The 26,424-nt window shown below is 38.5% G+C and carries 24 protein-coding genes; 3 read left to right on the top strand and 21 right to left on the bottom strand.

Translation table 11 applies throughout. The annotated features are described in order from the left end of the window. The first annotated feature begins 5 nt into the window (after positions 1-5). Complete coding sequence (locus tag EPI11_RS14620; protein ID WP_128390722.1) at positions 6-1,262, top strand: aspartate kinase; 1,257 nt, start codon at positions 6-8, stop codon at positions 1,260-1,262. 72 nt (positions 1,263-1,334) lie between these two features. On the opposite strand, the gene EPI11_RS14615 is transcribed toward EPI11_RS14620, so the two are convergent. Further along, complete coding sequence (locus tag EPI11_RS14615; RefSeq protein ID WP_128390721.1) at positions 1,335-1,679, bottom strand: winged helix-turn-helix transcriptional regulator; 345 nt, start codon at positions 1,677-1,679, stop codon at positions 1,335-1,337. Between the two features lie 135 nt (positions 1,680-1,814). Between EPI11_RS14615 and EPI11_RS14610 the strand changes: the two genes are divergently transcribed. Both EPI11_RS14610 and EPI11_RS14605 read left to right on the top strand, forming a co-directional pair. Beyond that, positions 1,815-2,618, top strand: a complete 804-nt coding sequence (locus EPI11_RS14610) for a DNA alkylation repair protein (protein WP_128390720.1) — start codon at positions 1,815-1,817, stop codon at positions 2,616-2,618. A gap of 91 nt (positions 2,619-2,709) precedes the next feature. Then, a complete protein-coding gene (locus tag EPI11_RS14605) occupies positions 2,710-6,123 on the top strand; it encodes a hypothetical protein (protein WP_128390719.1) in 3,414 nt (1,137 codons plus the stop codon). A gap of 7 nt (positions 6,124-6,130) precedes the next feature. On the opposite strand, the gene EPI11_RS14600 is transcribed toward EPI11_RS14605, so the two are convergent. From EPI11_RS14600 to EPI11_RS14505, 20 genes are all read right to left on the bottom strand, one after another. Further along, positions 6,131-7,423, bottom strand: a complete 1,293-nt coding sequence (locus EPI11_RS14600) for a phenylacetate--CoA ligase family protein (RefSeq protein ID WP_128390718.1) — start codon at positions 7,421-7,423, stop codon at positions 6,131-6,133. A 1-nt stretch (position 7,424) separates the two neighbouring features. Beyond that, positions 7,425-9,089 carry a C45 family autoproteolytic acyltransferase/hydolase gene (locus tag EPI11_RS14595; protein ID WP_128390717.1) on the bottom strand — a complete coding sequence of 555 codons (1,665 nt, stop codon included), beginning with the start codon at positions 9,087-9,089 and terminating at the stop codon, positions 7,425-7,427. Positions 9,090-9,095: 6 nt separating this feature from the next. Next, on the bottom strand, positions 9,096-10,619 hold the full coding sequence (locus tag EPI11_RS14590) for a phytoene desaturase family protein (protein WP_128390716.1): 1,524 nt from the start codon (positions 10,617-10,619) through the stop codon (positions 9,096-9,098). A gap of 4 nt (positions 10,620-10,623) precedes the next feature. Next, positions 10,624-14,280: an MMPL family transporter gene (locus EPI11_RS14585; protein ID WP_128390715.1), complete on the bottom strand. Its 3,657-nt coding sequence runs from the start codon at positions 14,278-14,280 to the stop codon at positions 10,624-10,626. Next, positions 14,273-15,454 (bottom strand): DUF2062 domain-containing protein, encoded by a 1,182-nt coding sequence (locus EPI11_RS14580; protein ID WP_128390714.1) that lies wholly within the window; start codon positions 15,452-15,454, stop codon positions 14,273-14,275. The genes EPI11_RS14585 and EPI11_RS14580 overlap by 8 nt, the downstream gene beginning before the upstream one ends. 97 nt (positions 15,455-15,551) lie before the next feature. Further along, on the bottom strand, positions 15,552-16,037 hold the full coding sequence (locus EPI11_RS14575) for a hypothetical protein (RefSeq protein WP_128390713.1): 486 nt from the start codon (positions 16,035-16,037) through the stop codon (positions 15,552-15,554). A gap of 51 nt (positions 16,038-16,088) precedes the next feature. Further along, positions 16,089-16,460 carry a 3-hydroxyacyl-ACP dehydratase gene (locus EPI11_RS14570; RefSeq protein WP_128390712.1) on the bottom strand — a complete coding sequence of 124 codons (372 nt, stop codon included), beginning with the start codon at positions 16,458-16,460 and terminating at the stop codon, positions 16,089-16,091. A 10-nt stretch (positions 16,461-16,470) separates the two neighbouring features. Further along, positions 16,471-17,061, bottom strand: coding sequence for a porin family protein (locus EPI11_RS14565; RefSeq protein WP_128390711.1), 591 nt, complete (start codon positions 17,059-17,061; stop codon positions 16,471-16,473). 28 nt (positions 17,062-17,089) lie between these two features. Then, positions 17,090-17,704 (bottom strand): outer membrane beta-barrel protein, encoded by a 615-nt coding sequence (locus EPI11_RS14560; RefSeq protein ID WP_128390710.1) that lies wholly within the window; start codon positions 17,702-17,704, stop codon positions 17,090-17,092. 8 nt (positions 17,705-17,712) lie between these two features. After that, positions 17,713-18,336, bottom strand: a complete 624-nt coding sequence (locus EPI11_RS14555; RefSeq protein ID WP_128390709.1) for a hypothetical protein — start codon at positions 18,334-18,336, stop codon at positions 17,713-17,715. After that, entirely contained in the window at positions 18,302-18,934 is a 633-nt protein-coding gene (locus EPI11_RS14550; protein ID WP_241657640.1) for a LolA family protein, read from the bottom strand. The genes EPI11_RS14555 and EPI11_RS14550 overlap by 35 nt, the downstream gene beginning before the upstream one ends. Beyond that, positions 18,924-19,700: a polysaccharide deacetylase family protein gene (locus EPI11_RS14545; RefSeq protein ID WP_128390708.1), complete on the bottom strand. Its 777-nt coding sequence runs from the start codon at positions 19,698-19,700 to the stop codon at positions 18,924-18,926. Before EPI11_RS14545 ends, EPI11_RS14550 begins: the two co-directional genes overlap by 11 nt. Next, positions 19,694-20,758 carry a beta-ketoacyl synthase N-terminal-like domain-containing protein gene (locus tag EPI11_RS14540; protein ID WP_128390707.1) on the bottom strand — a complete coding sequence of 355 codons (1,065 nt, stop codon included), beginning with the start codon at positions 20,756-20,758 and terminating at the stop codon, positions 19,694-19,696. Before EPI11_RS14540 ends, EPI11_RS14545 begins: the two co-directional genes overlap by 7 nt. Further along, complete coding sequence (locus EPI11_RS14535) at positions 20,758-21,954, bottom strand: beta-ketoacyl-[acyl-carrier-protein] synthase family protein (protein ID WP_164879183.1); 1,197 nt, start codon at positions 21,952-21,954, stop codon at positions 20,758-20,760. Before EPI11_RS14535 ends, EPI11_RS14540 begins: the two co-directional genes overlap by 1 nt. 2 nt (positions 21,955-21,956) lie before the next feature. Beyond that, complete coding sequence (locus EPI11_RS14530) at positions 21,957-22,214, bottom strand: phosphopantetheine-binding protein (RefSeq protein WP_128390705.1); 258 nt, start codon at positions 22,212-22,214, stop codon at positions 21,957-21,959. 2 nt (positions 22,215-22,216) lie between these two features. After that, positions 22,217-22,828, bottom strand: a complete 612-nt coding sequence (locus EPI11_RS14525) for a 3-oxoacyl-ACP synthase (protein WP_394343650.1) — start codon at positions 22,826-22,828, stop codon at positions 22,217-22,219. After that, the gene (locus EPI11_RS14520) at positions 22,818-23,963 is read right to left on the bottom strand and encodes a beta-ketoacyl synthase N-terminal-like domain-containing protein (protein WP_128390703.1); all 1,146 of its coding nucleotides are present in this window, start codon (positions 23,961-23,963) and stop codon (positions 22,818-22,820) included. The genes EPI11_RS14525 and EPI11_RS14520 overlap by 11 nt, the downstream gene beginning before the upstream one ends. Beyond that, entirely contained in the window at positions 23,960-24,412 is a 453-nt protein-coding gene (locus tag EPI11_RS14515) for an acyl-CoA thioesterase (RefSeq protein WP_128390702.1), read from the bottom strand. The genes EPI11_RS14520 and EPI11_RS14515 overlap by 4 nt, the downstream gene beginning before the upstream one ends. Then, positions 24,387-25,670 (bottom strand): ABC transporter permease, encoded by a 1,284-nt coding sequence (locus EPI11_RS14510; RefSeq protein ID WP_164879182.1) that lies wholly within the window; start codon positions 25,668-25,670, stop codon positions 24,387-24,389. The genes EPI11_RS14515 and EPI11_RS14510 overlap by 26 nt, the downstream gene beginning before the upstream one ends. Further along, complete coding sequence (locus EPI11_RS14505; protein ID WP_128390701.1) at positions 25,663-26,415, bottom strand: ABC transporter ATP-binding protein; 753 nt, start codon at positions 26,413-26,415, stop codon at positions 25,663-25,665. Before EPI11_RS14505 ends, EPI11_RS14510 begins: the two co-directional genes overlap by 8 nt. Positions 26,416-26,424 lie beyond the last annotated feature (9 nt).

Here is a 26,424-nt window from a genome sequence, read left to right as displayed (position 1 = left end):
TCAGGATGAAAGTATTCAAATTTGGAGGAGCATCTGTAAAAGATGCCGACGGTATTAAAAATGTATACAGTGTATTAGACCAAGTAGGCCATGATGATGTGCTGCTGGTAATCTCTGCCATGGGCAAGACAACCAACGCACTTGAGGTGGTTATAAAGAACTACATTGATAAGTCAGCAGAGCTGCAGGCCTCTGTACAGGAAGTCAAGAAATACCACAACCAAATATTAATGGATCTTTTTGAAGACGATAAAAATGAAGTGTTTGCTGCGGTAAACAAAATTTTTGCCGACTTAGAAAGCTTCCTGAAAAACAACAAGTCGCCAAACTACAACTTTGTATACGACCAGATCGTTAGTCTTGGTGAAATAATGTCTACAACAATAGTTAGCCATTACTTTAACTTCCGTGGACTTAAAAATCAATGGTTGGATGTTAGAGAATTCATTAAAACCGATAACAATTACCGTGATGCTTCTGTAGACTGGGATCAGACCCAGAAAAACATCGCGAAAGGCGTTAAGAAAAAGAACCTTAACATCACTCAGGGATTCCTTGGATCTGATGAGAATAACTTTACGACTACTTTAGGAAGAGAAGGATCTGACTATACCGCTGCTATATTTGCCTACTGCCTTAATGCAGAGAGCGTAACAATATGGAAAGACGTACCTGGTGTACTAAATGCCGACCCACGCTACTTTGAAAATGCAATCCTCTTAAACCAGATCTCTTATCGCGAGGCTATCGAGCTTGCCTTTTATGGTGCTACAGTTATTCACCCTAAAACATTACAGCCGTTACAGAAAAAGGAAATTCCGCTTTATGTAAAATCGTTTATAAACCCACTATTACCGGGTACGAGTGTGAGCAAAGGTGCCGATCTTGAACCGCATACTTCCTGCTTTATCGTTAAGAAGAATCAATTGCTCATATCATTATCATCGCTTGATTTTTCATTCATTATGGAAGAAAACATCAGCGAGATATTCTTATTACTACATAAATACAAGATGAAAGTGCACCTTATCCAGAACTCTGCGATTAGCTTCTCTGTATGTGTAGATGATAAATTTGGCAATTTCACTGAATTAAAAAACATACTATCTAAAAAATTCCAGGTAACCTATAATGACAATGTTTCATTATATACCATCCGCCATTTTAATGAAAAATCGGCTGGTGCTGTAGCCCAGAACAAAGAAGTACTGGTAAGACAGATAAGCCGTGAAACAATGCAGATCGTAACTAAAGAAGCATAATTAGTTTCAACTAAACCTATCTCTATAAATTAAACCCCTGACAAAATACTACCTGTCAGGGGTTTTTTATATTTATTCCAGATCAGAATTTTTATCCAGTAAAGTCTCCCCCCATTTGTTTAGCAGCCATAAAACCTCAACAAGGCTTTTACCTGTTTCGGTTAAAGAATATTCAACCCTTGGCGGAAGCTCATTGAACGCTTCTTTCACAAGAATACCATCTTTCTCCATTTCTTTGAGCTGCTGGTTTAATACCCGCCTGTCTACTTTTCCTATACCACGCAAAAATTCACTCGGACGCTTCTTGCCTTCATTGATCTGCCAGACTATGGGTATTTTCCACTTTCCACTAATCGTATTAACAGCAAATTCTAACGGACATATTTTTTCTTCTATTGTTCTCTCCTTTGTTTTCATAAAATTGACTTTTTTATCCCTATGTGATAAAAATATGCGGTATTGCAAGCCCCATAAACATTGCTAACCTTTGCAAAACTAATTAAAAAATGAAGTGGCTTTTAAAATCAAAGAGCTTAAATGATAAACCAAACTATGAGCGAATCAAGAAAAGGAGCAAGATCTATTAAAGAAATACCTCCGTACGTTTTGGAACAACTAAACAAAGGCGAAACCGCTACCGTTAACTTAACAGAATGGCTCGCCGTAGACCAGAAATTGTTGTTTAAAAACATTTTAAACAAATATAACCGGACTGCTTATCTGAAACCCGTTCTAAAAGCCCTTGAAAATCTAAAAAACCAAACCGTTAACACCATTAATGAAGCCATAGGAAATGAACTCTTAACCCTGACTTCAATCCATAATGACACTGATTTCTTCAACCTGTTAAAATCAGACAAAGCCGATATGGCCCGATGCTGGGCAGCTTATAGCATTGGTAAAGACCCGGAAATCCCACTAAATGAAAAATTAAAAATGATACAGCACTTTGCTGCTGACAAGCACTTTGGTGTGCGTGAGATAAGCTGGATGGCAGTACGAAAAGATATTATTGATAATATTACTGAAAGTATTAGCGTACTGAGTACATGGACATCATCTGAAGATGAAAACATAAGGCGTTTTGCCAGTGAAGCAACACGCCCAAGAGGTGTTTGGTGTGAACATATTGAGATTTTAAAGCAAAATCCTGAAATAGCATTAAGCATCCTAAGTCCACTTAGTTCAGATCCGTCTAAGTATGTACAGAATAGTGTAGCCAACTGGCTCAATGATGCCGGAAAAACAAATCCCTCTTTTGTAGTACAATTATGTTCAGAATGGGAGAAACAGAACACAACAAAACAAACTGTTTACATTATAAAAAGAGCCTTACGGACAATTAATGAAAAGTAAGGAATCTACCTCTGGAAAAGACCACAGCCCAATCCTTTTAAATCTTCACACTAAATACACTACTTTTGCCGTTTTGGAGTTATATTAAAGTATGTTTAAAAATGGGCTTTTACTGGCGCTACTCTTTTGTGTTTCCGCACTTTACGGTCAGGAAATAACTACGCCCTATAAAAACCGAAAAATAATTGCTACTCAGGACACTATAGTGATCGATAGTGTGAGCATCAACAAAGTGTTTTTTAAGCTCCAGAACCGTGAAGGCAAAGAAATAGACACTTCTTTTTATAAAGTAGATTTCCGTAAAAGCACCCTTGTTTTTAAAAACGGCTTTACCTCTCAGGATACTCTTACTGTTCGTTACCTCAGCTACCCCGACTACCTTACCAAAAAATACAGCATTTATGATGAAAGCCGTGTGGTTAGTAATGGTGCCACTCAGGGGCTTTACAAAGTGACCCGTGACCCACTCAGTACCTATAAACCTTTTGACGGACTTACTACTTCAGGAAGTATTACCCGGGGTATTACCGTGGGTAACAACCAAAGTGCTGTAGTAAACTCGAACCTCGACTTACAGATAACCGGAAAGCTGTCCGACAAAGTGAGTTTGCGGGCCTCCATACAGGATACCAACATTCCGTTACAAGAAGGTGGCTACTCTCAAAAACTGGATGAATTCGACCAGATCTTTATCGAAATGTATACCGATAAATGGAGCATTCGCGCAGGCGATCTCTTTTTAGAGAACAGGCAGTCCCGCTTTTTAAATTTCAATAAAAAGGTACAGGGACTTTCTACAGCTTTCACTTTTGGTGATGAAGACAATAAAACCTCGGTATTTGCCGCAGCGGCGTTAGTACGCGGACAATATGCCAAGAGTACCTTTACAGGCCAGGAAGGCAACCAGGGACCTTATAAGCTGCGTGGCCCTAATGATGAGCTGTACATACTGGTAATATCCGGGTCTGAACGCGTATTTGTAAACGGAATACTTTTAGAGCGTGGCGAGAACAACGATTATATCATTGACTATAATGCCGGAGAGATCATCTTTACCTCGCTATTCCCTATTACATCAGAAATGCGTATTAACGTAGAATACCAGTATTCAGATCGTAACTATACCCGCTTTGTAACCTATGGTGGTGTAACCCATGAAGCAGAAAAATGGAGCATTGGCGGTTTTGTATATTCTGAAAATGATGTGAAGAACCAGCCGTTACAACAAAACCTGTCTAAAGAGCAGGTCGCTATTTTGGAAAAAGCAGGAGACAATACCAACCAAATGACTGCGCCTTCTGCTTTTATTGACAGTTATTCTGAAAACAAAACACTTTACAAAAAAGTAAATATAAACGGAACCGAAGTTTTTGAATACTCTAAAAACCCTAATGATATATTGTACAATGTGCGCTTTAGCCTTGTGGGAAACAATCAGGGAAATTACATACTGGCAAATGCCGCTGCTGTAGGACGTATTTATCAATATGCCGAACCTATAAACGGTATCCCTCAGGGTAACTACGAACCTATAATAAAGCTTACAGCTCCTACTAAAATTCAAATTGCAACGCTATTAGGTAAATTCAACCCGAGTGAGAAAACCAGTGTTGACTTTGAACTGGGAATAAGCAACAATGACCTCAACCTTTTCTCCCCAATAGACGATGGAAATAATCAGGGTTATGCAGGTAAATTAAATACAAAACAACGACTATATACAGGAACCTGGGAGCTTGATGCTTTTGCCAACTATCAGTTTATCCAGAAAGATTTCAGGACAATTGAGCGTCTTTTTAATATCGAATTCAACCGTGACTGGAACCTCTCAAACATTTTAACGACCGAGGGTAATCAAAGCTATCTTGTAACTGGTACAACTTTCAGACTGCCCAAAAAAGGACAGATTAACTACCAATTGGAAAAGCTGGATTTCTCGGGTGCCTTTAACGGTATCCGCCATGTGGTAGATGGCAGGCTTACCTTTAATAAGCTTTTAGTTCAAAACCGCGGCAGCTGGCTGCAAAGCGACAGCAACTACTCTACCTCAACATTTATCCGTAATGAGGCTTTGGCAAAATACCATGTAGGCAAAAACTGGGTGGGTGGTACCGTTCGTTTGGAAGACAACCAGGAAAAAACAAAAGAGACTAAACAATTTAGTCCGTTAAGCCAGCGCTTTACAGAGTTTGGTGCTTTTGTAGGCCGTGGTGACAGTACTAAGGTATATGTAGAATTAGGCTACCTGCAAAGGGCAAATGACAGTCTTGTTGATGGTGTACTTAAAAAAGTAAACACCTCACGATCTTACTATTTAAAATCAAGATTACTGCAAACCGAGAAAAGCGACCTAACCCTTTTTGTGAACTATCGTAACCTAAAGTTTGAAGATCCTAAATTTAAGAGCGAACCTTCGTTAAACTCAAGGTTATTATATAATGATCGTTATTGGGATCAATTGGTACAGGTTACAACAGCCTACGAAACTACATCGGGAACTATAGCCCAACAGGAATTTACCTACTTACAGGTAGAACCCGGGCAGGGCGTGTATACATGGAATGACTATAATGGCAACGGCGTACAGGAATTACAAGAGTTTGAGATCGCTCCTTTCCCGGATAAGGCTACGTTTGTGAGGGTATTTTTACCCAATCAGGTATTTGTGCGCACTCACCAGAATAAGTTCTCACAATCACTTACCCTTAATCCCAACCAGTGGCAAAACAACACCGGGTTTAAAAAACTGTTATCCTATTTTTACAACCAGACCTCTTTTCTTATTGACCGTAAAATTGAAAGAGATACCAATAACTTCGACTTGAATCCGTTTTCTTCCAGTGAAGAAAACCTGCTGGGCGTTAACTCGAGTATTCGAAACAGCTTGTTTTACAATCGGGGTAAACAGGATCATTCTATTACCTACACCTACCTTAAAAACAGGGCAAAAACATTGCTTACTGTTGGCTCTCAGGAAAACAGCAACAGTTCACATCAACTGCAATATGCTCACTTGGTTAAAAAAACGTGGCTGCTTGGTTTTTCGGGGCAAACGCTTCAATCGGCAACTGCATCAGAGAATTATGGAAGTAAAAATTTTAGAGTAGAAGGTTTTGGACTCGCGCCTAAGCTTTCTTATATTTTTTCAAGAAATGCAAGTTGGGATTTGTTCTATGAATACAAAAGCAAAGAAAACCGCATAGGCGAAATGGAAACGTTGTACCAGCAGCGTGTAGGTACTTCTTTTACCTATGCTTCAGAAAAACAATTTACCGCCAGCGGCGAATTCTCATTATACAAAAATGATTTTGCAGGTAATGAACTTTCACCTGCTGCTTACCAAATGCTTGAAGGATTACAGCCGGGACAAAACCTTACCTGGAGATTGCTGATCCAAAAAAACCTGACCCAGTTTTTAGACATCAACATTAATTATCAGGGGCGAAAAAGTGAAACCAGCCAGGCCATACATACAGGTAATGTACAGCTAAGAGCTTATTTTTAATTACTACTTATACTCTTTTATCAATAAAGTTAACCGGCTTACGGCTCATAGGCGTAAACATAATACTGTTAAGCTCTTCGGCAGATACAAAAACAATTTTTGGTGTTACTCTAAGCTTTGCCCTGAAATGATCTTTAATCTGTACTAATAATTCTTCTGTAGGATTTATAGCAGCTGCTTTAATCAATATTTCATCGGTACCCAGATCATTCGTACTTATTTGAATAATATGATTCTGTATTTCCGGAAAAGAGCGCAATAGATCGATCATTGCGGGCGGATATAACGTAGTGCCCTTGTACTTTATCATTTGTTGTTTCCTGCCTACTACAGGCCCTACACGCATCGTGTTCCTACCGCACTGGCAAGGTTCATGGTGCAGTTGTACAATATCACCTGTTTTAAAACGAATAAGCGGCATCCCTTCGATACCTAATGTAGTTACCACCAGTTCACCAATGTTTCCATTAGCTACGGGTTTGTCGTTCTCATCAAGTACTTCGGCAATGATAAGTTCCGGATGATGATGCCCTCCGCAGGAATATTCGCATTCTGCAAAAGCGGTGCTCATCTCGGTCGAAGCATAAGTAGAGAACAGTTTAATATCCCACTTATCAGTAATTTTCTGAGAAAGTGTATTGTTGGAGAAATCCTGGTTTCTTAGCGGCTCGCCTATACATATTGCACCTTTAATGCTGCTGGCGTTATAATCTATATTGTTAGCCTCGGCATATTCAATAAGCTTTAGCAAAAATGACGGAACCGTAATAAGGTAGGACGGATTGTATTTAAGTATCGAATCCCACTGAAGCTCGGGTACTCCGGCACCCACACGAATAACCCCTGCCTTTATTTTTCTCAGACCTAAAAAATATGCAAGACCAGCCATAAAACGCCTGTCCATCGTGGTCATTAACTGAACGACATCACCTTCTTTTACGCCTGAGCAGATAAAAGATATCGCTTCATTATAAGCCAGTCGGTCAAGATCTTTATCGGTTAATCCAAAAGTTACTGGCCTGCCTGATGTTCCCGATGTTGTAGTGTAATCGATAATCTGTGATTTTGGCACACATAAAAAATCATCATTGTATTCCTGTAAATGTTCTTTTGTGGTAACGGGAAGTTGTTGTAAGTCTTCAAGAGTAGTTATAGTGTCTATAGCAATATTCTCATTACTAAAAAGCCTTTTATAGTAAGGAGAATTTGTTGCAGCATAGTGCAGTGCCTCCTTGAGTCTTAACTCCTGATAAGCTTTTATTTCCTGCTGTGATGCTGTTTCTATAGAAGGGATATCCATACTAATCTAGTTTCTTATTTATTTCCTTAAGATATTCTTCTACTTTCTTTTTCTCAGGAAGGGTTGTAATTTCTTTGGTCAGTGTTTTTTCAAATTCGACACGGGCAGCAGTATAGTAGCCACGGTTGTAAAGATATACACCCGGTTTGTAATATACCTCCCAATAATCAGGATTTAATGACTGGAATTGTTTTATAAAATCGGCAGACAGATGTCCTTTATTTTTTATCGTTTTATCTACAATTCTATCCTGTATCCTGTATTTTTCATAGTTCTTAAACTCTGGCGAATCTACAAAAGGATCTTTAGGAATCGTAAGTGAATCTATTGCCATAGAACTTAGAGTTCCATTGTGCTGAGTACCAAAAACTTCATCCAGATCATAAGCAACATACTCTCCTAACTGATACGGGTTAGATGATACCCAAACCAGCTTTTGCTCGGGTTTAAACACTATAGAATGGTGTGTTAACAACTGATTGACCGCTTTTTGGTTACCATATCCCAATGATAACTCACCGAGCCCTTCCCTGTTGCGCATTACACCTGCCGCCTTAACAGGGTTCATCCTGGTATTGTTCAGCAATTCTTCCATTCTTTCATATCGGTACTCCGAATGGCTGTTTAGAATCGCATATTCATTATTTTCATCGTTTTTATAGGCATCACTCTGAAAATGATTCGAACAAATAATCCGTGTTGAGTTAGGCACATCAAGTATTCCGAATTTCTTAGGTGAAACCTCAATTAATACCGCTTTTCTATCGTGAGCACTGCCCACCATTATACTCTCTGAAACAAAAACCTCACGCTTGCGGACAATGGCAATGGCTTCATCAATATTTTTAGCATATTGCAGTATCTCCCTGGCGACTATAGATATGGGTGTTTTTGCTATTAGAGGAATGTCTGATTTTCCTGAATTTAAAGTAACGGTAAGACCTTCGGTATTCATCCCGGAAAGGTTTCCTATCATCCCTCCCCAAACCACCGACATGAATGGATAACCCGTTGTGGGTTTCACAAAAGATACGATCTTACTCTCGGCAAATTCATCACCTGCATAAAAATCGAGATTGCGTGCTATAAGCAGCGAACCGTCTTCAGTATTATTATCCCAGGCAGCAAATGAGGTACAGCCCACCATATCCAGATCGGTAAGTGCGTGACCAATATCGTGGGCAGCATGCAGGTAAAGCGAACGCAGGTAAGGCGGTGCTAAATAATCGTACTCGCCGGACACATAATGGGATACTCCGTAAATTTCGGTTTTATACTCTTCGGGTACATACAGGTAAAGTTTCCTGTTGTACCATTTTACAAACTGCCTGAGCATGCTTTGCTTAAATTTAGAAGGAACGATCTCTTTGATCTTATCTAAAAAAGCATGTTCCTGCTTTTTTACAAGATCTTTAGAAAGCGCCCCCGTTATAAGCCCTCTTTGCAGCGGATCGCCCTCTACGTACAGCTCCCATAGCCCTTGCTTATTTTTTAAAATAAAATTATTACCATAGGTAAACACACTGTCGTTTTGCTGCGCTACTACAGGAACAGTAGCGTCATAGCCTTCTGTAACAGCTTTATGATGAACCGATTTATAAGTGCCACACGATACCAATTGCAGTGTTGTGCAAAGTACTAATAGTATGTAACCGATTCCCCTCATAAAACCCTATAAATTAAGCTCGTTGTTTATTTTGTTTACTAAATAATCCTTCCCCAAAATTTCTGTACAGGTTACAACTGCACCAATAGTAACCCCCAAAACACCGTGCATATTAATGCTTTGTCCTGTAAGGTACAAATTATCTATTTTGGTTTTAGCCGAGATAAAGGTTTTCATAGGATTGTTAGAATCCTTAACATAGCCATATAAGTTACCGTTTTGTCCACCAATGTAATCTCTATACGAAAGTGGTGTAGAGGCATGCACCGATTGAATACAATTTCTAATCCCCGGGAATTTTTTCTCTACTTGGGTAAGAAATTGTTCTGTCTTTTGTTCTTTAAAGCGGTTATATGATTCGCCCCTATCCATTTCCTCAGCAGTAGTATTGTGTGTATGTTCCCATTGTTTTACCTCATTAAAATCCATGAAGGTAATAAGTGTCATACTCTCTGCCCATTTGTTTTGCTTTGCCGAAACATTCATTGAAGCCATATAACCTTCGGGCCAGGTTTCCTGTGTAGCGTGCATGGTTTTCCAAACCCTTGTACTGTCCTTAAAATGATAGTAATTATGGTTCAGGTATTTAAAGGTGTTGGGTTTAAAAACCAGATAAAGGCTAAATGCCGATCCTACGTTTTCCAGCCCTTGTACCCTATTATAAAACGATTTCCTGAACCTTTTTTTTCCTACAAGATCAAGTGTCGTTTTTGGCTCTATATTAGAAATAAAAATATCCCCAAAAACCTCTTCACCTGTTTTTATTTTAGCCGAAACCAGCTTATCTTCTTCAAACCCAAAACCGCAGACTTCCCTATATTTATAGGTTTCTCCACCATATTTTTTAAGCTGTTTTATAAGCTGTTTGGTAATTTGGCTGCCACCATTAATACAACGCCATGAACTCTGCATATAAGAGTTAACAGAAAGTGCATGCACATAAAGTGGCGATTTGTCTTCTATACCGGCATATAAAAAGTTAGAACCTGCCAGTACAGCCCTTAACTTTTCGTTTTTAGTAATGCTGTCTATGTATTCTTTTGCGTTTTCAGAAAGCACAGCAGGATCATATTTTACCTCACTGTTTTTTAAGTTATATAGTGGAAAGGAATCGCAGGTATCTACTAGTTTTTTGCAATATTCCTTTAACGCCTCTTCCTCATCAGGAAAATATTTTTTAAGCTGCTTCACAAAGTTATCATATCCCTGCGCATGCGGGTACTCCTGCTCATCGTCATCAAACGAGATAATATCATAGGCATCTTCGTCCATCTTTTTAAGCTTCAGATCGTCAATGATACCAATGTATTTAAAGTAATTGTACAGGTTTTGCCCTTCGTCAAGACCGCCTATATAATGTACTCCTGTATCAAAAATGGTTTTATCTCTCACAAAAGTCTGCAGGTTACCACCAAACTGGTTGTTTTTTTCGAGCACGCAAACACTATAGCCTTCTTTGGCTAAAATGATGGCAGACACCAATCCGCCTAAACCGCTTCCCACTATAACAACATCATATTTTCTTTTCATCTGCTTATCGCTTCCTTACAATTATAAAGCTTTCTTCTTCATGTTTTTTTTCAAAACCTTCGGGTATCCCTGCTGGTTTCATTATAACAATATATTGCGCCTGCGCCTGGATCTCTCTGTCAATTTCTATACCTTCCTCAACAACCACAACACTGTAAGGTATTTTATTAACCTCTTCCAGTGTATCAGGATATAGAATAGTTCTTTTTTTGTTGATGTAATTTGTTTTGGCTACATCACGTTTTTCTTCATCGGTAATATAACTGTACACTTTGCGCTGTGGTTCCTGTAATGCTAAAAGCACACTTGTTTCACCATAATTATCTGCTAAATGCAATATCGTGCTTTTTGCGCCAAGGTGTTTATTAAGTTTATGGTAGGCCTCCAGACTATTTTTAAGGTTCTTTTTTACAGCACTTACAATCTCAAATTCCTTGTAAGCAAAGCTATGTACAATTTTACTTTTAAAATAATCAGGTCCTTCTCTTTCTTCACGCATTAATCTGAACTGCTCTTTAAAGTAGGCACCTATTTTTTTAGTCCTTTCGGCAAAAGTATCTCCATAAGAAGTATCATCCGGTTTAATTCTATCCAATATGCTCAGTGTTAAGCTGCCGTCATAAATTATAAGATCTCCTTTAGGCAGCACTTCAGAGTTTCCGTGTATCAATACCGGTACGATATCAAGTTTAAACTCCTGTGCGAGATAAAATGCCCCTTTATGAAAACGCTGAATATGGTTGTCTTTAGATCGTGTTCCTTCCGGAAAAACAACCAACGAATATCCTTCTTCCACTTTTTTGCGCAGATGCTCAACACCACCTTCTATACCCTGCGACACCGGATAAAACCCTGCCAGCTTAACGCCTATTCCAAATACCGGCGAATTATAAACCCAGTCGCTAACCAGATAAATCACCTTAGGGCTCAACATCCCTACAGCAAGTATATCCAGAAAAGAAGTATGATTGGCAATGATAATAGCGGGCTTATCAAACTTCTCGTTATTTGGGTTAAGTACTGTTTTCTTTACGAACGGATTTAGGTACAGCACCGATTTCATGAATTTAGACATGGTATATCGGAATGCCATTATTTTCCATTTCTTTTTAATCGGAATGATGTTTACAAGTACCAAACTAAAAATAGACAACAGGAACGACCCTAGTCCGTAATAAGTAAATGAAAATATCGAATGTATCAGTGTCCTGAACTCAAACGGCGCATTTCCTTTTTTAATCCTGTGGGTAAGGAAGAATCTGAAAAGTATCGGGTAAAATATAAACGTAATGATAAGCGCAGCAAATACCCCTATCAGTGATACCGATGAAATCGATTTTAAGGCCGGGTGCCCTGCAAATACCAATGCGCCTATACCAAGCACCGTCGTTAATACAGCAAGCAGTATAGAGGTTCTATAGGTGGCCATTTCGTTTTTACCGGTACTGTATTCTTTTTGGAGTGCACTGGTCATGAAAATACTAAAGTCGACACCGTGCCCAAATACCAGTGTACATACTATGGTACTGAAAATATTAAACCTGATGTCAAACATTCCCATTATACCCGTGGTTACTATACCTGTAATAACTATAGGAATACAGCTGATAATTACCAGCTCAATACGCCTAAAGAAAAAGAAAAGTATTAACACCACCGCGATAAACGAATAGTTAATCAATGATGTGAAATCGTCTTTTAAGCCTCCCAAAAAGGTTTCATTCATTTGCTGCCTGTCGATAACCATTACCTGCGGCCTGCCGGATAGTTCTTTTACCACAGCATCTCTTTGCGCATCAGATACTTTTACTACAGTAGACACTGTATAGAATCCGTTCTTTTGCGATATAAATTCATTTAAGAACAGCGTTTTCACTTTCATATATTCCTCAAGACTAACAGACACAAAGTGTTTGTCTATCAAAGCATAAAAATTTTCATAGGTATTCGGCTTAAAGCCAAGTTTTGCTCCTTCGGCAATAAGTCCGGCTTTTACCTGCTGTTTTCTTTGCGGAGTCCAAAAGGCATTCCAACGGTCAATTTTTTGCTGCTGTTCTTCTTTAGAAAGTACAACACCTCCTATAGAGCTATAATTTAAAAGCTTATCTGCTTTTTTGTCTTTATTCAGCTGGGTATAAAGCGTACTGTTGTTTTGCAGCACCTCTTCTGCTGAGTTACCATAAGCCGTAACATACAGCGATTTTGAAGTAACATTGGTAGCGCCTTCCAAATGTTTTTCGGCAAGTTTTATATCGGCAGGCACATAGTTAAGCTGCGAAATATCTTTATCGTAAATAACTTTATTGAACGTAAAAAAACTTGCAATGATGATTACAACACTTGCAATGATAAGTATTTTATTATTGTGAAACGAAAACCCGGCAAGCTTGTCCAGTACCGTTGTATGCGCTATCGCGTCTCCTCCTTTAGGTTTATATAAGTGCGGAATAATAAGCAATGAAAATAAAGCTGTAACCACAACACTAACCGCTGCAAAAATACCCAAATCCTGCAATGCCCCAGAATTTACAAACAACAGGCACAAAAAAGCCAATGCTGTAGTTGTACTGCTCATAATAAGCGGTTTGGTAATATCTCTATACAAAACTTTAATATCACTATTGTGTTTGTAATGAGTCAGGATATGCAAAGCATAATCTATAGTAACACCTAACAGAATTGAACCTATACTTAAGGATATAGCCGAGATAGTACCTCTTAAAAAATAGAGCAGCGCCACGGCAAACAGTACTCCAAAAATAGTAGGGATCAGAATGATAAAAGGAATAAAGAATTTCCTATAATACACCATCAATATTAGCATCAACAAGGTTATAGCAACCAGTGTTGTAGTTTGTATGTCGCTTTTTATCTGTCGTGCATTGGCAACAGCAATATTGGTAGCGCCAAAGTATTCTAATGTTGCTGTCTTACTGAATTTTGCATTTAAGCCCTCTTTTATGACATCAAGTTTATCTACAAAAAGGGTATTCTTTTTGGTTTCGTTGCCCGGGAGTTTCGGACTTATAAACAACAGTATCTTTTGATTGTCTTTTGTAATTACATAACCATCCTGCAAACGATACTCATCGCCCATGCCCAGTTGCTGTAATTTTTTAAGGCCAATGAATGAAATCCCAAACGGATCTTTAAGGATAAACCCTTTTGTAACAACCCCTGACGGAGAAAGTATCGACTTGTAATTCCCGTTTACCGTTGCAGCAATACTATCACTCAGTATTTTTTGTTCGATCGTTTTATAATCTGCCTCGTCCAGAAAAAGCGGAAGATTGTTGTAAACAAAATCGAAGGTTTCCTGTATGTTTTCGTCGTCTACTTTTCCCTGTACTCCATTAATGTACTCTTTACAACTTTGCAGGCTGTCTAAAAAAGCGCCCGCTACCTGAGCAAGTTCTTCCGGTGATGCACCTTTTTTAGCATTAATAATAACGGTGATCTTATCTGCAAAATTTAGCTGGCTTAAAACTTTTGCCGCTTCATCTGCCTTTTCATTTTTAGGGATAAGACGTGTAATATCTTCTTCAAAAGATATCTTCGATGCAAAATACCCAAACACTAACAGGCACCCCAAAGCCATGCCTATAGATAATAGCTTGTTCCTGTTTATAAAAAAATGTATAGCTATAAAGAACTTATGCATTATTGTGTTTTTTGTTTTTATCCAAAGCAATTAAAATAAGATAACCTGCCATTCCAAACACAAAAGCCAATAGCGTTGCCAGTAAAATACTGCCCGCAAGGTATTGTGTTAAATTTTGTTTTATAGCCTCCATCGTACTCATCTTCTCAATAGGCGTCGCGCCCACAACAGCCAGCGAACCCATTTGTAAAGACAGGTAAATAATGAGTGGAATTACCGGAGGAAAACTAATATTAGAAAAGGCAAATGCAATTAGCTTATTAAGCCGTAGTATATAGGCAAGAAACAATACCAAAATTGTTTGAAACCCCCATAACGGAGCAATTCCAATAAAAACGCCCAAAGCTATAGATAGTGCTTTTTTTGCATTGCTGTCACCACTTTCCAGTACATTTTCAAGAAAGAATTGTTTCAGACTTTTTTTTTTAAAACTCCTGATAAAATCCCGAGGTTTAATATACAACAGACTAATAACTACGAGCACCGTGTTTAACACACTTATTCTCGAAAAATCCTTAAACGGACGGAAATGAGATACCCTCTCATTCATATCATACAATACTTTTACAGGAATGTTTTTTACAGGAAGTCCTTTCCATGCCGCACGTACTATGACTTCTATTTCAAATTCGAATTTAGTCGTATAATATTTTGTATGTATTTTGTTAAGCGGATAGAGCCTGTAACCCGATTGAGTATCTTCCAGCTTAATACCCGTTTCGAACCAAAACCAAAAGTTAGAGAATTTATTCCCGAAGCTGCTTTTTTTAGGCACCCCTTCCTGTGCCATATTACGGCTACCTATAAGCAGTGCGTCGCCTTCGGTTTCAATCGCATTTATAAAAACAGGGATATCATCCGGGAAATGCTGCCCATCAGAATCTATAGTTATAGCATAGTTATAACCAGCCTCCCGAGCCGTTTTAAAACCAGTGCGCAACGCAACACCTTTGCCTCTATTTGTGGGTAAATGCACCTGCGTGATTTGCGGGTACTCTTTTAGTATTTCTACCGTAGTATCTGCGGCGCCATCATTAACTACAATGATGTTTTGAGTATATTGCAACACACCATCAAGAACCCTCTTCAAGGTTTTATGGTTATTATAGGTAGGTATAATAACACAACACTTTAGCCGGGCTATCGAACTATAATCGCGTGGAGCTGTGCTCATTACAAAATTGTCGTTTAAAAATAGTCAGCAAAGATACCTTTTTAATTTTTTTTGCCAAACAGAAGTTTTTTTCAAAAAAAATGCGACTTCAACAATATTAGTTGAAAGCCGCTTTTTCTTCTTTGGTAAAAGAGGTAGAATTCTTTACAAACCCTCTTGTAAATTCTTTAAGGTCTGCCTTTTGGTTCTTATAGTTTTTTATAAGAAAGGCCTTATCCTCATCTTTCTTTTTATTGTAGCCTGTAATCTTAGGTGCATTCTCCTGTATATTCAATCGAAGAAAACGAACCTCATAATTATCCGGATCTCTTTTTATAACTGCTTCTAAAAGTTTAGCTCCTTCTGTAAAAAGGCTCTTTTTATTAAAAAGTCCTTTCTCAAATTTAGCCCTTAATGTAAGTGCTGCCGCTTTATAAGCAACCATAGTATTATCTGTGCCGGTATCACTAACTTCTTCAAGGGTTTTATATAATGCTTCTGCATCTTCTCCCGAAGTTGTTGCGCTAAGATATTTTTGCCTTATCGTAGTTAAATCTGTCGATAACAGCATTACTACCGAAATAAAGAAAGTAAATAGTTTCATAAATACATGCTGTAAATTCTAATTAAAGTTGGCAAATACAACTATATACTCCTAATTTTTATTGTAAATACAACTTAATTTTAACACAACCGTCTCATCAAAATAAGAGGTGTTTTTCACTTTAACCGTACCGTCATCAGCAACTGTAATATCCAGTTCCAATTTTAACTCCGGATTAACTTCCGGATTAATAAGCGCCATAAACTTAATGTTTGAAGCACTTTTCATCGTTAGTGAAGCATTAACCGCTTCTTGGGTCAGCTCTTTTATAATTTGCATCATGCATACGCCCGGAGTTACAGGATTGCCCGGAAAATGTCCTGAAAACACTTCGTGGTCTTTATTAAGCCTTATACTAGCTACATACCTCTGACCGTCTGTATTTTCAAGTGAATTTATTTTGTAAAAGTCTTTTAGCAGCATTGTTTTTGTTTTAGAAAGTATAAGCTAATCCAAGCTGAAATACACTGTTAAGTATAAGCTCATCGCTATCATAATCATCATCGGTAGAATTACCAAAAATATCCAGCAAGCCCAATTTGTAACGGGCTTCTATTGTTAATCCCATCGGGAGTGTATATCCTACACCTGTCATAAGGCCAAGGTCTAACCCGGTAAGTTCATCTCCCTCATAGCCTGTAAAATTATCTCCTACTTTAATATCCGCAGTTGGTCCTACTAAACCGTGAAAACCGGGGCCAAAAGTAAATTTATTCATTACACCCAATGACAAATACTGTAAAGAAAAACTTTTCTCGCTAACAGGATCAAAACTAAAATCATATACCCTGGCTTTTGCTCCCTGCCTTGAATACGTGATCTCCGGCTGAAGCGTATAAAAACTAGCCAATTTTACAGCAACATAACCTCCTACATAAAAATCGGTCCTGTTTTTAAAGTGAGTATCGTTAGTATTGGTAAAACTCGTAAGATTTAAACCCGCCCTAACTCCAGGTTTTACAGTAACCTGGGCATTAGCCTGTAATGCCAAAAAGCAAATAAATAGTAACGTAATCCTTTTCATGATTTAATTTGATTGATTGATTAAAATATTATTTAGTAGCTCCCTTCACATCAAAGCTATATGATACTCCTAATGAGAATACCAGGTTAGTGGTAGTTCCATAATCATTAAAATTGTCATAGCTATTTCCTGTGTAATAAGAATCTACTACATCTATAATTCCTTTTTTTACACGTGCTTCAATAGTTAGACCCATAGGCAGCGTATAACCAACACCTGCTGCGATACACATATCAACTTCGGTGCTGTTGTAATTTTTACTTTTTGTAATGATATCAAATGTAGGCCCTACATGTATATTAAACTGGTCTGAAAATGTAAATTTATTCATTGCAGAAAGAGATACATAATTAAGGCTTACATCTACATTTTTACGATTGTATTCCTGAGTATTAGAATCATATACACTAATGTCTCCTTTACCGCCCTGACGGGAATAGTTAATTTCCGGCTGCAGCGTATAAAACCTCGTCAGTTTTAATGCCCCAAAAGCACCTATATAAAAATCTGTTTTAGTATCAAGATCTGTATTAGTAATTTGAGAGAAATTAGCTCCGGCTCTAATACCCGGCTTAAATGTTACCTGTGCTTCTGCAGAGATAGTTGCCAAAATCAAAAAGGCAAATAGTAAAGTTTTTTTCATAATATAGTTTATTGAAGGTAATTGAGTTCTATTTTAAGGTTTATACTTTTATGGTCAATAACGATTTTACTGGCTAATATATCACTTTCAGCAGTATAGCTTATAAGAATTTTCTCTTTTTGTTTCGTCGCATTTACTAATTTAGAAAGCCTTCCTGTAGCCTTATCAAAAAACAGGTAGTTACTGCGTTTGCCTGCAGCACATTTATAAACTGTACTTTCAGTATTCACATACTCCTGCTCCACTTCATAGTTTCTTTTTAGCAGCAGCATAAAATCACGTTTAAGTGTATTTACAATAATTTTCCTGTCCAGTTCTTCAAGAATGTAATTTACCTTAAAACTGTTATCGGTAATTTCAAAGTCAAAAAGCTTGTTGCCAAATTCGGTAGTAAAAGCGGTACGGTAAAGGGTATCGTTCATTTTTTTGGCAATAAATATTCCGCCAAAATCTTTGCCATATATAGAGATATGGGCTTTGTAAATGTAATCGGTTTTAGTATCCGAAAAATAAGGGACAGTATAGCTTTTAACTACAGGCTCTTTCTGCTCAAAACCGTTTACAGTTTTAACAGCACAGGAAGCCAATAGAAAACTACTAATTATTAAAAACAGAATCTGCGATCTGCGCATTGGTCACTTTATTTTTAAATACAATTGTGGTATAATCATTAGACGGTTCTGTCATTTTAACCTGAGAAACCATATTCCCTTTCTTATCAAAATAAAGCTCCATTTGCTTAATATACTTTTTTAGCGTGGCATCTTTAGGCATTAGTTTTGTAATGTTGTAATCCGGTGTTTTAAAGAAGCTGATAGTAAACTCGTTCTCATCAAACATATCACCATTCACACTACCTACAATGAGCTTGTTCAGCTTGTTAAACATTTTACTGCTACCCATATCCATTGCGCTTTTTTTACCCGCATCGTTTATGGCTATCTTGTTGTTTTTAAATACAACGCTGTATTGATAGGGTTTGGTATACTGCCACAATAACATTCCAGGCGATTTAAAGCTCATTTTCCCGGAAGTCTCTATGTCTTTAGACAGAAAATCCATGTGTTTGTACTGAACAAAATCTGTGGTAAGCGTTTTTGTATTTTTCGCCGTAGCATTAACAGCATTTTTAAAAGAAGTGATTTCGGCTGCGCTCATTTTTTGCTCCTGTGCAGTGGCTGTTAAAGCCGTTACCAGTAGAAAAAATACATAAAAAACACTATTCTTCATAAGCAGGGATATTAAGTAATTGATTAACCGTTACGGCTTCATAATTTTGCTCCTGCAAAAGTACCAATAATTGTTCCAAAACATGAACCGTTTTTTGCGAAGTATCGTGCAGCAGGATTATACTTCCCGGGGAAAGCCTGCTTTTTATACGATTATAAATTTTAGTTTCATCTTCAATAACAGCATCCAGTGAACGGATGTTCCACCCAATAACATAATGTCCTGCCTGTTGCAGTACCGAAGCTAAATTTGGTGTTGTAACTCCAAACGGAGGTCTAAAGAGCAATGGCTTTTTGAGCGTGTGTTTTTCAATTAAAGCGTCGGTAGATCCAACCTCAGCAGCAATTTTTTGTTTCGAAAAAAAGCCCAGCTTAGACGAATGGCTATAAGTATGATTCCCAACGACATGACCTTCGTTTATTAACCTTTTAAAGATATGAGGGTAAATTTCTATTTGAGAACCAATGCAAAAAAAAGTAGCTCTTATATTATAGCGTGCCAAAACATCAAGTACTTTTTCGGTATGTGGTGTAGGACCGTCATCAAAGGTAAGCGCAATTTGTTTGCCCGTTGGGCGTAGATTTTTATTCAGGGTTTTTATATGATAGCCCGATTGCACCAATCCTGATCCAATCGCTGCAATAATAAGCCATAAGGCTAACGGCAGTAAAAACACCCACCATGGTAACGGTTCAATGAATGATCGGATAGCAAGCAGTAGAACAACTGCCCCAAAAAAACCTGTATTAACCCTATGCGTTAGCATTGGGAAATCAGCGTAAAACTATGATCCTGACCTCTGTACTGATTGTACAACAATATGTTTTTATAATGTTTGGAAGTAATACCATTCACTTGTAAAACCGATGGTACTTCCTGCAATTTTACAATATGCGAAGCCACCCACAATCCAAAGGCCGAAGCCGTATTAAATTCTCCGCTAAGGTGTTTATAATATACCTGAGTAGCCTCCTTAAATACACCCTGAGAAAGTATATTGTAATAACCGTCGAATTCTGTATCGCCATTGTAGCCCAAAATCACAGCATCAATATCCTGGATGCTAAAATTATTATGCTTTAAAAACAGTTCCAATTTCGTTTCTAATTCATCTTTTTCAAGTACGTTGTAAATTGACACATCAATCAATTCGGCATAGGTCGTCGCTGTTTTTTTATCTTCCAGCACAAAGAACATTGCCCCTTCCGAGAATACTGCGCCATTTGTTTCCGATCCTAAAATACTGAATGGCATCTCACTTTTGCTTTTAATAGCTCCTGATAATTGCAAAAGATTCATGGTAGCATCTGCCGATTCCTCTACTCCTCCTACTAATACTGTTGCTGCTTCACCTTCATCGATCTGCATTTTTGCATCGATAAGAGAAGATTCAAACGAAACAGCTCCATTTACATAGGTGAAATTATAGGCTTTGCACTGTAAGCCTAAGGCAATTTGCCCGCCTACAGTGTTGTGTGTAGACTGTATGAACGATGTAGGGGTTAAAAACTCTTCTTTATTATCAAGTAGTGCTTTTAAAAATTTCTCAGAATCGACACTACAGCCCATTCCGGTGCCTGTAATAATAGCATCAAGGTTTTCTACTCCGGCTTCTTTCATGGCTCTTGCCGATGCCACAATACCGTTTTTCACTCCTTTAGCCATACGTCTGCCCGCTGCCGGAGCAATAAAATCTTTATAATCCGGCAATGTCAGCTCAAGGATATTATCATTTTCATTTATAATGATCTCTTCCAAAAAAGCCGTATTCATGGTTTTTTGGGCAGAGACACATCCGGTACCGTTTATATAAGTTCTTTTCATTAGCTTTTAGAAAACAGCAGGGTTGAACAGTTACCGCCAAACCCAAATGAATTTGACAATACATGATTGATTTCTTTTTCTTTTAAAACCGTTTGCGGAACAATATCAAATTCTTCCATTGGGGTTGTAAAATTAAGGTTGGGGTATACAATGCCATTTTGCAAAGCCAGCACGCTGTACACTGCTTCTATTGCAGCAGCAGCGGCAAGTGTATGCCCTGTAAACGGTTTGGTAGAACTAAAATCGGGCACATTAACTCCAAAAGCCCTTATCAGTGCCCTTCCTTCAGAAAGGTCGTTGTTAGGCGTTGCCGTACCGTGTGCATTAATATAATCTACATCTTCAGGTTGTAACCCTGATATTTTAAAAGCTTTCTCCATGGCAAGAAAAGCGCCATCTCCATTTTCTGAAGAAGCCGTTTGATGGTAAGCATCATTTGCATTGCCATAACCCGAAAGGTAAGCCAGGACTTTTTTATTTTGTTTTTTCACTACCTCATCACTCTCCAATACTAAGAACGCAGCGGCTTCACCAAGGTTAAGTCCTTTTCTGTTGTTATCGAAAGGCGTATTGTAGGTATCCGAAAGTATCATAAGGGTTTTAAAGCCGTTTATGGTAAATTTGGAAAGCGCATCAGTACCACCCACAATTACCCGGTCCAGTTTCCCCGCCCTGATCAATCGTGCACCAAGCATAATAGCGTTAGCTGCTGATGAACACGCTGTACTTATAGTAGTAACCATGCCTTTAAGACCAAGTTCGCCGGCTATTTTATGTGTAGTATCGCCTGCATCATGAGATGAAATATACCTGTGGTTTTCGTCGGTTTCCAGATAATCGTAAAAAAACTTTTCGGTCATATCCATACCTCCAACGCTGGTTGCCGAGATAAGCCCTGTAGCATATTCATTAATATCCAATATGCCTGCATTTTTTACAGCTTGTTTAGCGGCAATAGCGCCCAGTAGGGCTGTGCGTGAAAAATTATTATCTACAGGAAGTCCCAGTTCATGAGCCAGTTCTTCATTCGATCTTTTTATCTCGCCTACCTTAATGTCATTTTTATGAACAGTAGCAATATTCTCGATCGCAGTAATGCCCGGTTTACCATGTATAAGGGCATTAAAATTCTCTTCGACAGTTGTTCCTATCGAAGATATAATTCCCATGCCGGTTATGGCAACTCCTCTACTCATTATTATTTCGTACGGTTTTCTGAGATGTATTTTGCCATCGTTTCGATCGATTGAAATATCGCTTTACCTTCTTTTGGATCGGCAAGTTTAATTCCATAATCTTTATCCATCATCACGATAAGCTCAAGCGCATCGATAGAGTCAAGTCCAAGACCGTCGCCAAAAAGCGCATCGTTATCGTTTACATCTTCTATCTGAACATCTTCCAGGTTAAGGATGTTTATAATCTTTTCTTTCAGTTCTTGTTTTAATGCTTCCATGCTTAACTTAGGTATAATGTTTGTATGTTTTTTGCCGTATGTTCCAGGCTGCCTTCTTTAGCGACCTCATACACAAATGCTTTATATTCGTCTTTAAAAAATTCAACCCAACCGCATAACACTGTTTCTGCTTTATTAGTATCCAGTAAAATAGCTGCATAATTAGCAAAAAATTCCGGATTAAATGCCTCAAAAACAAAGAAACTATTTTCTGTATAGAGTTTGTGTTTTATGCTTATTTCTCCCATACAAATATTTGGCAGCGTGTACACAAATACCGCAGGACTCGGAAAATAATTTTCCTTATCTATAATAGAATCATTGTATTTCACATCAGTATCCAGGCTCGATGCCGCATTGGCAAACAAAAGCGCAGTGTTGTTCCCGCCATCGGGCACAGTATCTTTAAGCAGTAAATCGGCTGCCAAAAAGGACAGTTTGCTTAAATTATCCATTTTAAAAAACTTAGGATAATCAATTCCTGCATGCCTATACGCTTGTTTTGCAAAATCGGCAAAGGCAGTATCGGGCGCAATAAAAAACTCCGCTCCGTTAAATGAAATACGACTACCTTCTATACTACAATGTTGTGTTATATAATACTTATCTGCCATTATTTACTTTTTGAAATACCACTGCTGTATTGCATCCCCCAAAACCTGATGCTGTTTTTAAAAAACAATTTACCGGTGTATCCAAGTTTGCAGCCAGCACATTTATAGGTTGAGAAACGCCTGGTTCATCATACCCCATAGAGGCAAATACTTTATTCCGAGCCATCGACTCCAAACCTATCACAGTTTCTAATAAGCCCGATGCACCAAGCGTATGTCCGTAGTAGCCTTTAAGGCTGTTTACCGGAACTTCGTTTAGCCCAAGCCTGTTAAACGCTACAGCTTCCATCTCGTCGTTAAACGGTGTTGCCGTACCGTGTGCCGAGATATAATCTATGTTTTGAGCCGTAACTCCTGCTTCATTAAAAGCACTTTCTATACTTCTTACCAGTCCTTCTCCGGTGCGTGATGGACCCGATATATGATTGGCATCGTTAATAGATCCGTCTCCGGCTATTTTTGCTTTTGCCTCGCTGTTATTTATTGTTACTAAGGCAGCTGCCGCAGCTTCGCCCAGTGTTACACCTTTTCTGTTTGCCGAATACGGTTTGCATGGTACATCGCTCATTGCCTGAAAGGAATTGAATCCAGAAAGTACAAACTCCGATACCTCATCACCGCTTATTACAAACACATTGTCATAAAGACCTGCCTGTACTAATCGTTTTGCTACAGATACCGCCATAATACCCGACACGCAGGCATTAGACACTACAATAGGCTGGGTGGTAAATCCGAAAAAATCGACAATGTTTTGTGCCAGTTGATGCAGATAAGCGTCTGGTACAGGAACAGCATTTTCATTAAGTACTGTTATATTCCCTTTTGTAGTCGATAAAATTAATGCTGTTTTAGCATTCAGTTCAACCCCCGATTTTTTTATAATAGGATCCAAAGCAAGGACCATCATTTTTTCAAGTCGCGTAGCCTTGGCATCGCTCAAAGCTGCAAAAGCAGTATTAAGCTTGTCGCTGTCTATAACACCCGCATAGAACGGAGCTGTCATCAACGTGCTGTTTTCCTGTAAGCGTATCCCCGAAACACCATTGGCAATAGCCTGCACATTACTATCCACATCAAACCCCAAGGGAGTGATGCAGTTGGTATAGGCTATATATACATTCTTTACATTCATTCGTCTACCAGTCCTACTTTGCGTCTCCACTCTTCAAAAAAGGGAGGATAGTTCAATACCATTACACCTTCAGGATTTATAAATACCTGTACGGTTTCGCCAGTACAGGCAAGATTATTATCGCCATCAAATATTTTAAACCTAAAAATTATTTTAGCAGCAGGTGTATTTACAATTGTAGTTTCTATTCTTGCTACATCGCCATAACGCAAGGGCAGTTTGTGTTCGCACCCCGATTTTACAATCGGCGTTGTGTAACCATACTTGTGCACGTCCAGATAACTAATACCATGCTTGCGTCCAAATGCCTCACGGCCATCTTCAAAATAAGTAATATAGTAGCCGTGCCATACAATACCCAGCGGATCGGTTTCGTTAAAACGAACCCTAATCTCCTGAGAAACCGTTAGCGCTTCTACTTCCTTATACTGCTCTTTTCTTCTCATCATAAATAAGTGATATAGCTACCATAGCTATGAAAAACAAGAACAATGCCGCTAGTTGCGGTACAATTCCCAGTAATGTATTATTTCTTAAAAGCACATCATAAAAAGCCTCCAGTCCCCAGTTCATGGGTGATGCTTTTGCAATGTACTGCATTATTTTTGGCATGGCAAAAACAGGTACCCATACTCCGCCTATCGCTGCCAGTATTACTACCGATGTTGACCCAAACGGTGCTGCCTGTTCCTGTGTTTTAGCCAGTGTACCTAGTAAGATACCGAAGCCTACTGCTGCAAAACCGCTAAACAGTGCTACAACACTCATTAGCAAAAATGTCCCGTTAAGCCCTAAAGCCGGGAGTCCTATATGCGGGAAAAGGTACACCCCCACAGCAACCATAAGGTAAAACTGCAGCATGCATATAATAAGATAGGTTATGGTTTTACCCGCAATTACCGTAGCATAAGAAACCGGATTTGTTCTTAGCCTGATCTGCGTGCCCTGATTTTTTTCTTTTACAATGTTTATAGACAATGGTACCACAATAAAAAACATGGCAAACAGTGTCCATGCCGGTACATTGTGTTGTGTAGAGTTTGGCACCATCGCTTTATTCTCAAACATGGGTACTATTTCTTTAAAGCTAATGTAGCTTTCCTGCTTAAATGCAGCAGTACTTTCTTCGCCTAACTGCTTGCTAAAAGCATCATATATAGATCGTGTCTCTATTTGCGAGATCATTTTATCTACAGTACTCTTCACCGCACTTTTAAAAGCGGTTTGCGATGCCGGATCGAAATACAACCGTACTTCTTTTGGCTCATTTTTTTGTATCGGAGTTGTAGCTGCAAGAGTATCGGCAGTGCCAAAACCTTCCATTATCTTTGCTACGTTTTCATCTACTTTGGCTTGGAGTCCGGCGCTTAATTGTTCGGGAATTATAATGGCTAATTGATACTTCCCTTCAAATACTTTTTCTTTGGCGAATGCCTCATCTATCGGCTTGCCATTATCTTTGGTTATTACCGAGAACGAACTGCTACCGTCAAGGTTTTCCAAGACCATTTTAGACACCTCACCTTTGTCATTATCAACAAGAAGAATCGGAATCCTACTCTCGGTAGCGGTTTTAAATGTACTGTCCTGGATAAGCGTAATGGTTATTATTAAAAATAACGGCATTACAAACAGGATAACCAATCCTCCCGGATCGCGCTTTAGCAATAAAACTTCCTTGTATATGGACATTAATAACTTATACATCTCTTAGCTCTTTACCTGTTAATGATAAGAATACATCTTCGAGTGTATGCGCATTGTGCGTAATCTCAATAATCTCACCGGGAGTACCTTGTATCAAAATAGCTCCATTATCAATAATGGCGATATGACTGCAAAGATCTTCTGCCTCAGCAAGATGATGAGAGGTATATATAATGGTTGTCCCTTTTTGGTTTATTTGTTTTAGATAGTCTATAATCACATTTTTTGAATGTACATCTACCCCAACGGTAGGTTCATCTAAAAACAATATTGTAGGCTCATGCAGTATTCCTGCAATCAGGTTCACCCTTCGTTTCATTCCGCCCGAAAACGTATCGGTACGTTTATCTGCAAATTTTATAAGTCCGAGATAGTCAAGTGAATCGTTTATTTTTTGTTTTAGGTCATTGCCTTTAAGTCCATACATGCTGCCAAAGTACATCAGGTTCTCACGGGCAGTAAGCGTTGGGTACAACGCATATTCCTGAGGCACTACGCCAATGGTTTTCTTAATGGCATGGGCACTGCTTTTATAAGTAAGACCTTCCAAGGTAAAACTGCCCGATGTAGGTTTTATCAATCCGCACAGCATAGAAATAAGGGTGGTTTTCCCGGCTCCATTAGGACCAAGCAAACCAAATATTTCTCCCTTGTTTACCGACAACGACAAATTATTAACCGAAAAAAAATCGGCTTCTTTGTACTTTTTGGAAAGGGATTGTATTTCTATTATGGGATTGTTCATCAGGATAAC

Origin of the sequence: Flavobacterium cerinum (assembly GCF_004028155.1) — a bacterium.
In the GTDB taxonomy this organism is placed as follows: domain Bacteria; phylum Bacteroidota; class Bacteroidia; order Flavobacteriales; family Flavobacteriaceae; genus Flavobacterium; species Flavobacterium cerinum.
Note: the sequence above shows the minus strand (reverse complement) of the source record. Positions and strands in the feature narration are given on the sequence as shown.

What these genes read in the sequence shown, in the direction of transcription:
- EPI11_RS14620 (WP_128390722.1), top strand. Translation starts at nt 6, where the DNA reads ATGAAAGTATTCAAATTTGGAGGAGCATCTGTAAAAGATGCCGACGGT.
- EPI11_RS14615 (WP_128390721.1), bottom strand. Translation starts at nt 1,679, where the DNA reads ATGAAAACAAAGGAGAGAACAATAGAAGAAAAAATATGTCCGTTAGAA.
- EPI11_RS14610 (WP_128390720.1), top strand. Translation starts at nt 1,815, where the DNA reads ATGAGCGAATCAAGAAAAGGAGCAAGATCTATTAAAGAAATACCTCCG.
- EPI11_RS14605 (WP_128390719.1), top strand. Translation starts at nt 2,710, where the DNA reads ATGTTTAAAAATGGGCTTTTACTGGCGCTACTCTTTTGTGTTTCCGCA.
- EPI11_RS14600 (WP_128390718.1), bottom strand. Translation starts at nt 7,423, where the DNA reads ATGGATATCCCTTCTATAGAAACAGCATCACAGCAGGAAATAAAAGCT.
- EPI11_RS14595 (WP_128390717.1), bottom strand. Translation starts at nt 9,089, where the DNA reads ATGAGGGGAATCGGTTACATACTATTAGTACTTTGCACAACACTGCAA.
- EPI11_RS14590 (WP_128390716.1), bottom strand. Translation starts at nt 10,619, where the DNA reads ATGAAAAGAAAATATGATGTTGTTATAGTGGGAAGCGGTTTAGGCGGA.
- EPI11_RS14585 (WP_128390715.1), bottom strand. Translation starts at nt 14,280, where the DNA reads ATGCATAAGTTCTTTATAGCTATACATTTTTTTATAAACAGGAACAAG.
- EPI11_RS14580 (WP_128390714.1), bottom strand. Translation starts at nt 15,454, where the DNA reads ATGAGCACAGCTCCACGCGATTATAGTTCGATAGCCCGGCTAAAGTGT.
- EPI11_RS14575 (WP_128390713.1), bottom strand. Translation starts at nt 16,037, where the DNA reads ATGAAACTATTTACTTTCTTTATTTCGGTAGTAATGCTGTTATCGACA.
- EPI11_RS14570 (WP_128390712.1), bottom strand. Translation starts at nt 16,460, where the DNA reads ATGCTGCTAAAAGACTTTTACAAAATAAATTCACTTGAAAATACAGAC.
- EPI11_RS14565 (WP_128390711.1), bottom strand. Translation starts at nt 17,061, where the DNA reads ATGAAAAGGATTACGTTACTATTTATTTGCTTTTTGGCATTACAGGCT.
- EPI11_RS14560 (WP_128390710.1), bottom strand. Translation starts at nt 17,704, where the DNA reads ATGAAAAAAACTTTACTATTTGCCTTTTTGATTTTGGCAACTATCTCT.
- EPI11_RS14555 (WP_128390709.1), bottom strand. Translation starts at nt 18,336, where the DNA reads ATGCGCAGATCGCAGATTCTGTTTTTAATAATTAGTAGTTTTCTATTG.
- EPI11_RS14550 (WP_241657640.1), bottom strand. Translation starts at nt 18,934, where the DNA reads ATGAAGAATAGTGTTTTTTATGTATTTTTTCTACTGGTAACGGCTTTA.
- EPI11_RS14545 (WP_128390708.1), bottom strand. Translation starts at nt 19,700, where the DNA reads ATGCTAACGCATAGGGTTAATACAGGTTTTTTTGGGGCAGTTGTTCTA.
- EPI11_RS14540 (WP_128390707.1), bottom strand. Translation starts at nt 20,758, where the DNA reads ATGAAAAGAACTTATATAAACGGTACCGGATGTGTCTCTGCCCAAAAA.
- EPI11_RS14535 (WP_164879183.1), bottom strand. Translation starts at nt 21,954, where the DNA reads ATGAGTAGAGGAGTTGCCATAACCGGCATGGGAATTATATCTTCGATA.
- EPI11_RS14530 (WP_128390705.1), bottom strand. Translation starts at nt 22,214, where the DNA reads ATGGAAGCATTAAAACAAGAACTGAAAGAAAAGATTATAAACATCCTT.
- EPI11_RS14525 (WP_394343650.1), bottom strand. Translation starts at nt 22,828, where the DNA reads ATGGCAGATAAGTATTATATAACACAACATTGTAGTATAGAAGGTAGT.
- EPI11_RS14520 (WP_128390703.1), bottom strand. Translation starts at nt 23,963, where the DNA reads ATGAATGTAAAGAATGTATATATAGCCTATACCAACTGCATCACTCCC.
- EPI11_RS14515 (WP_128390702.1), bottom strand. Translation starts at nt 24,412, where the DNA reads ATGATGAGAAGAAAAGAGCAGTATAAGGAAGTAGAAGCGCTAACGGTT.
- EPI11_RS14510 (WP_164879182.1), bottom strand. Translation starts at nt 25,670, where the DNA reads ATGTATAAGTTATTAATGTCCATATACAAGGAAGTTTTATTGCTAAAG.
- EPI11_RS14505 (WP_128390701.1), bottom strand. Translation starts at nt 26,415, where the DNA reads ATGAACAATCCCATAATAGAAATACAATCCCTTTCCAAAAAGTACAAA.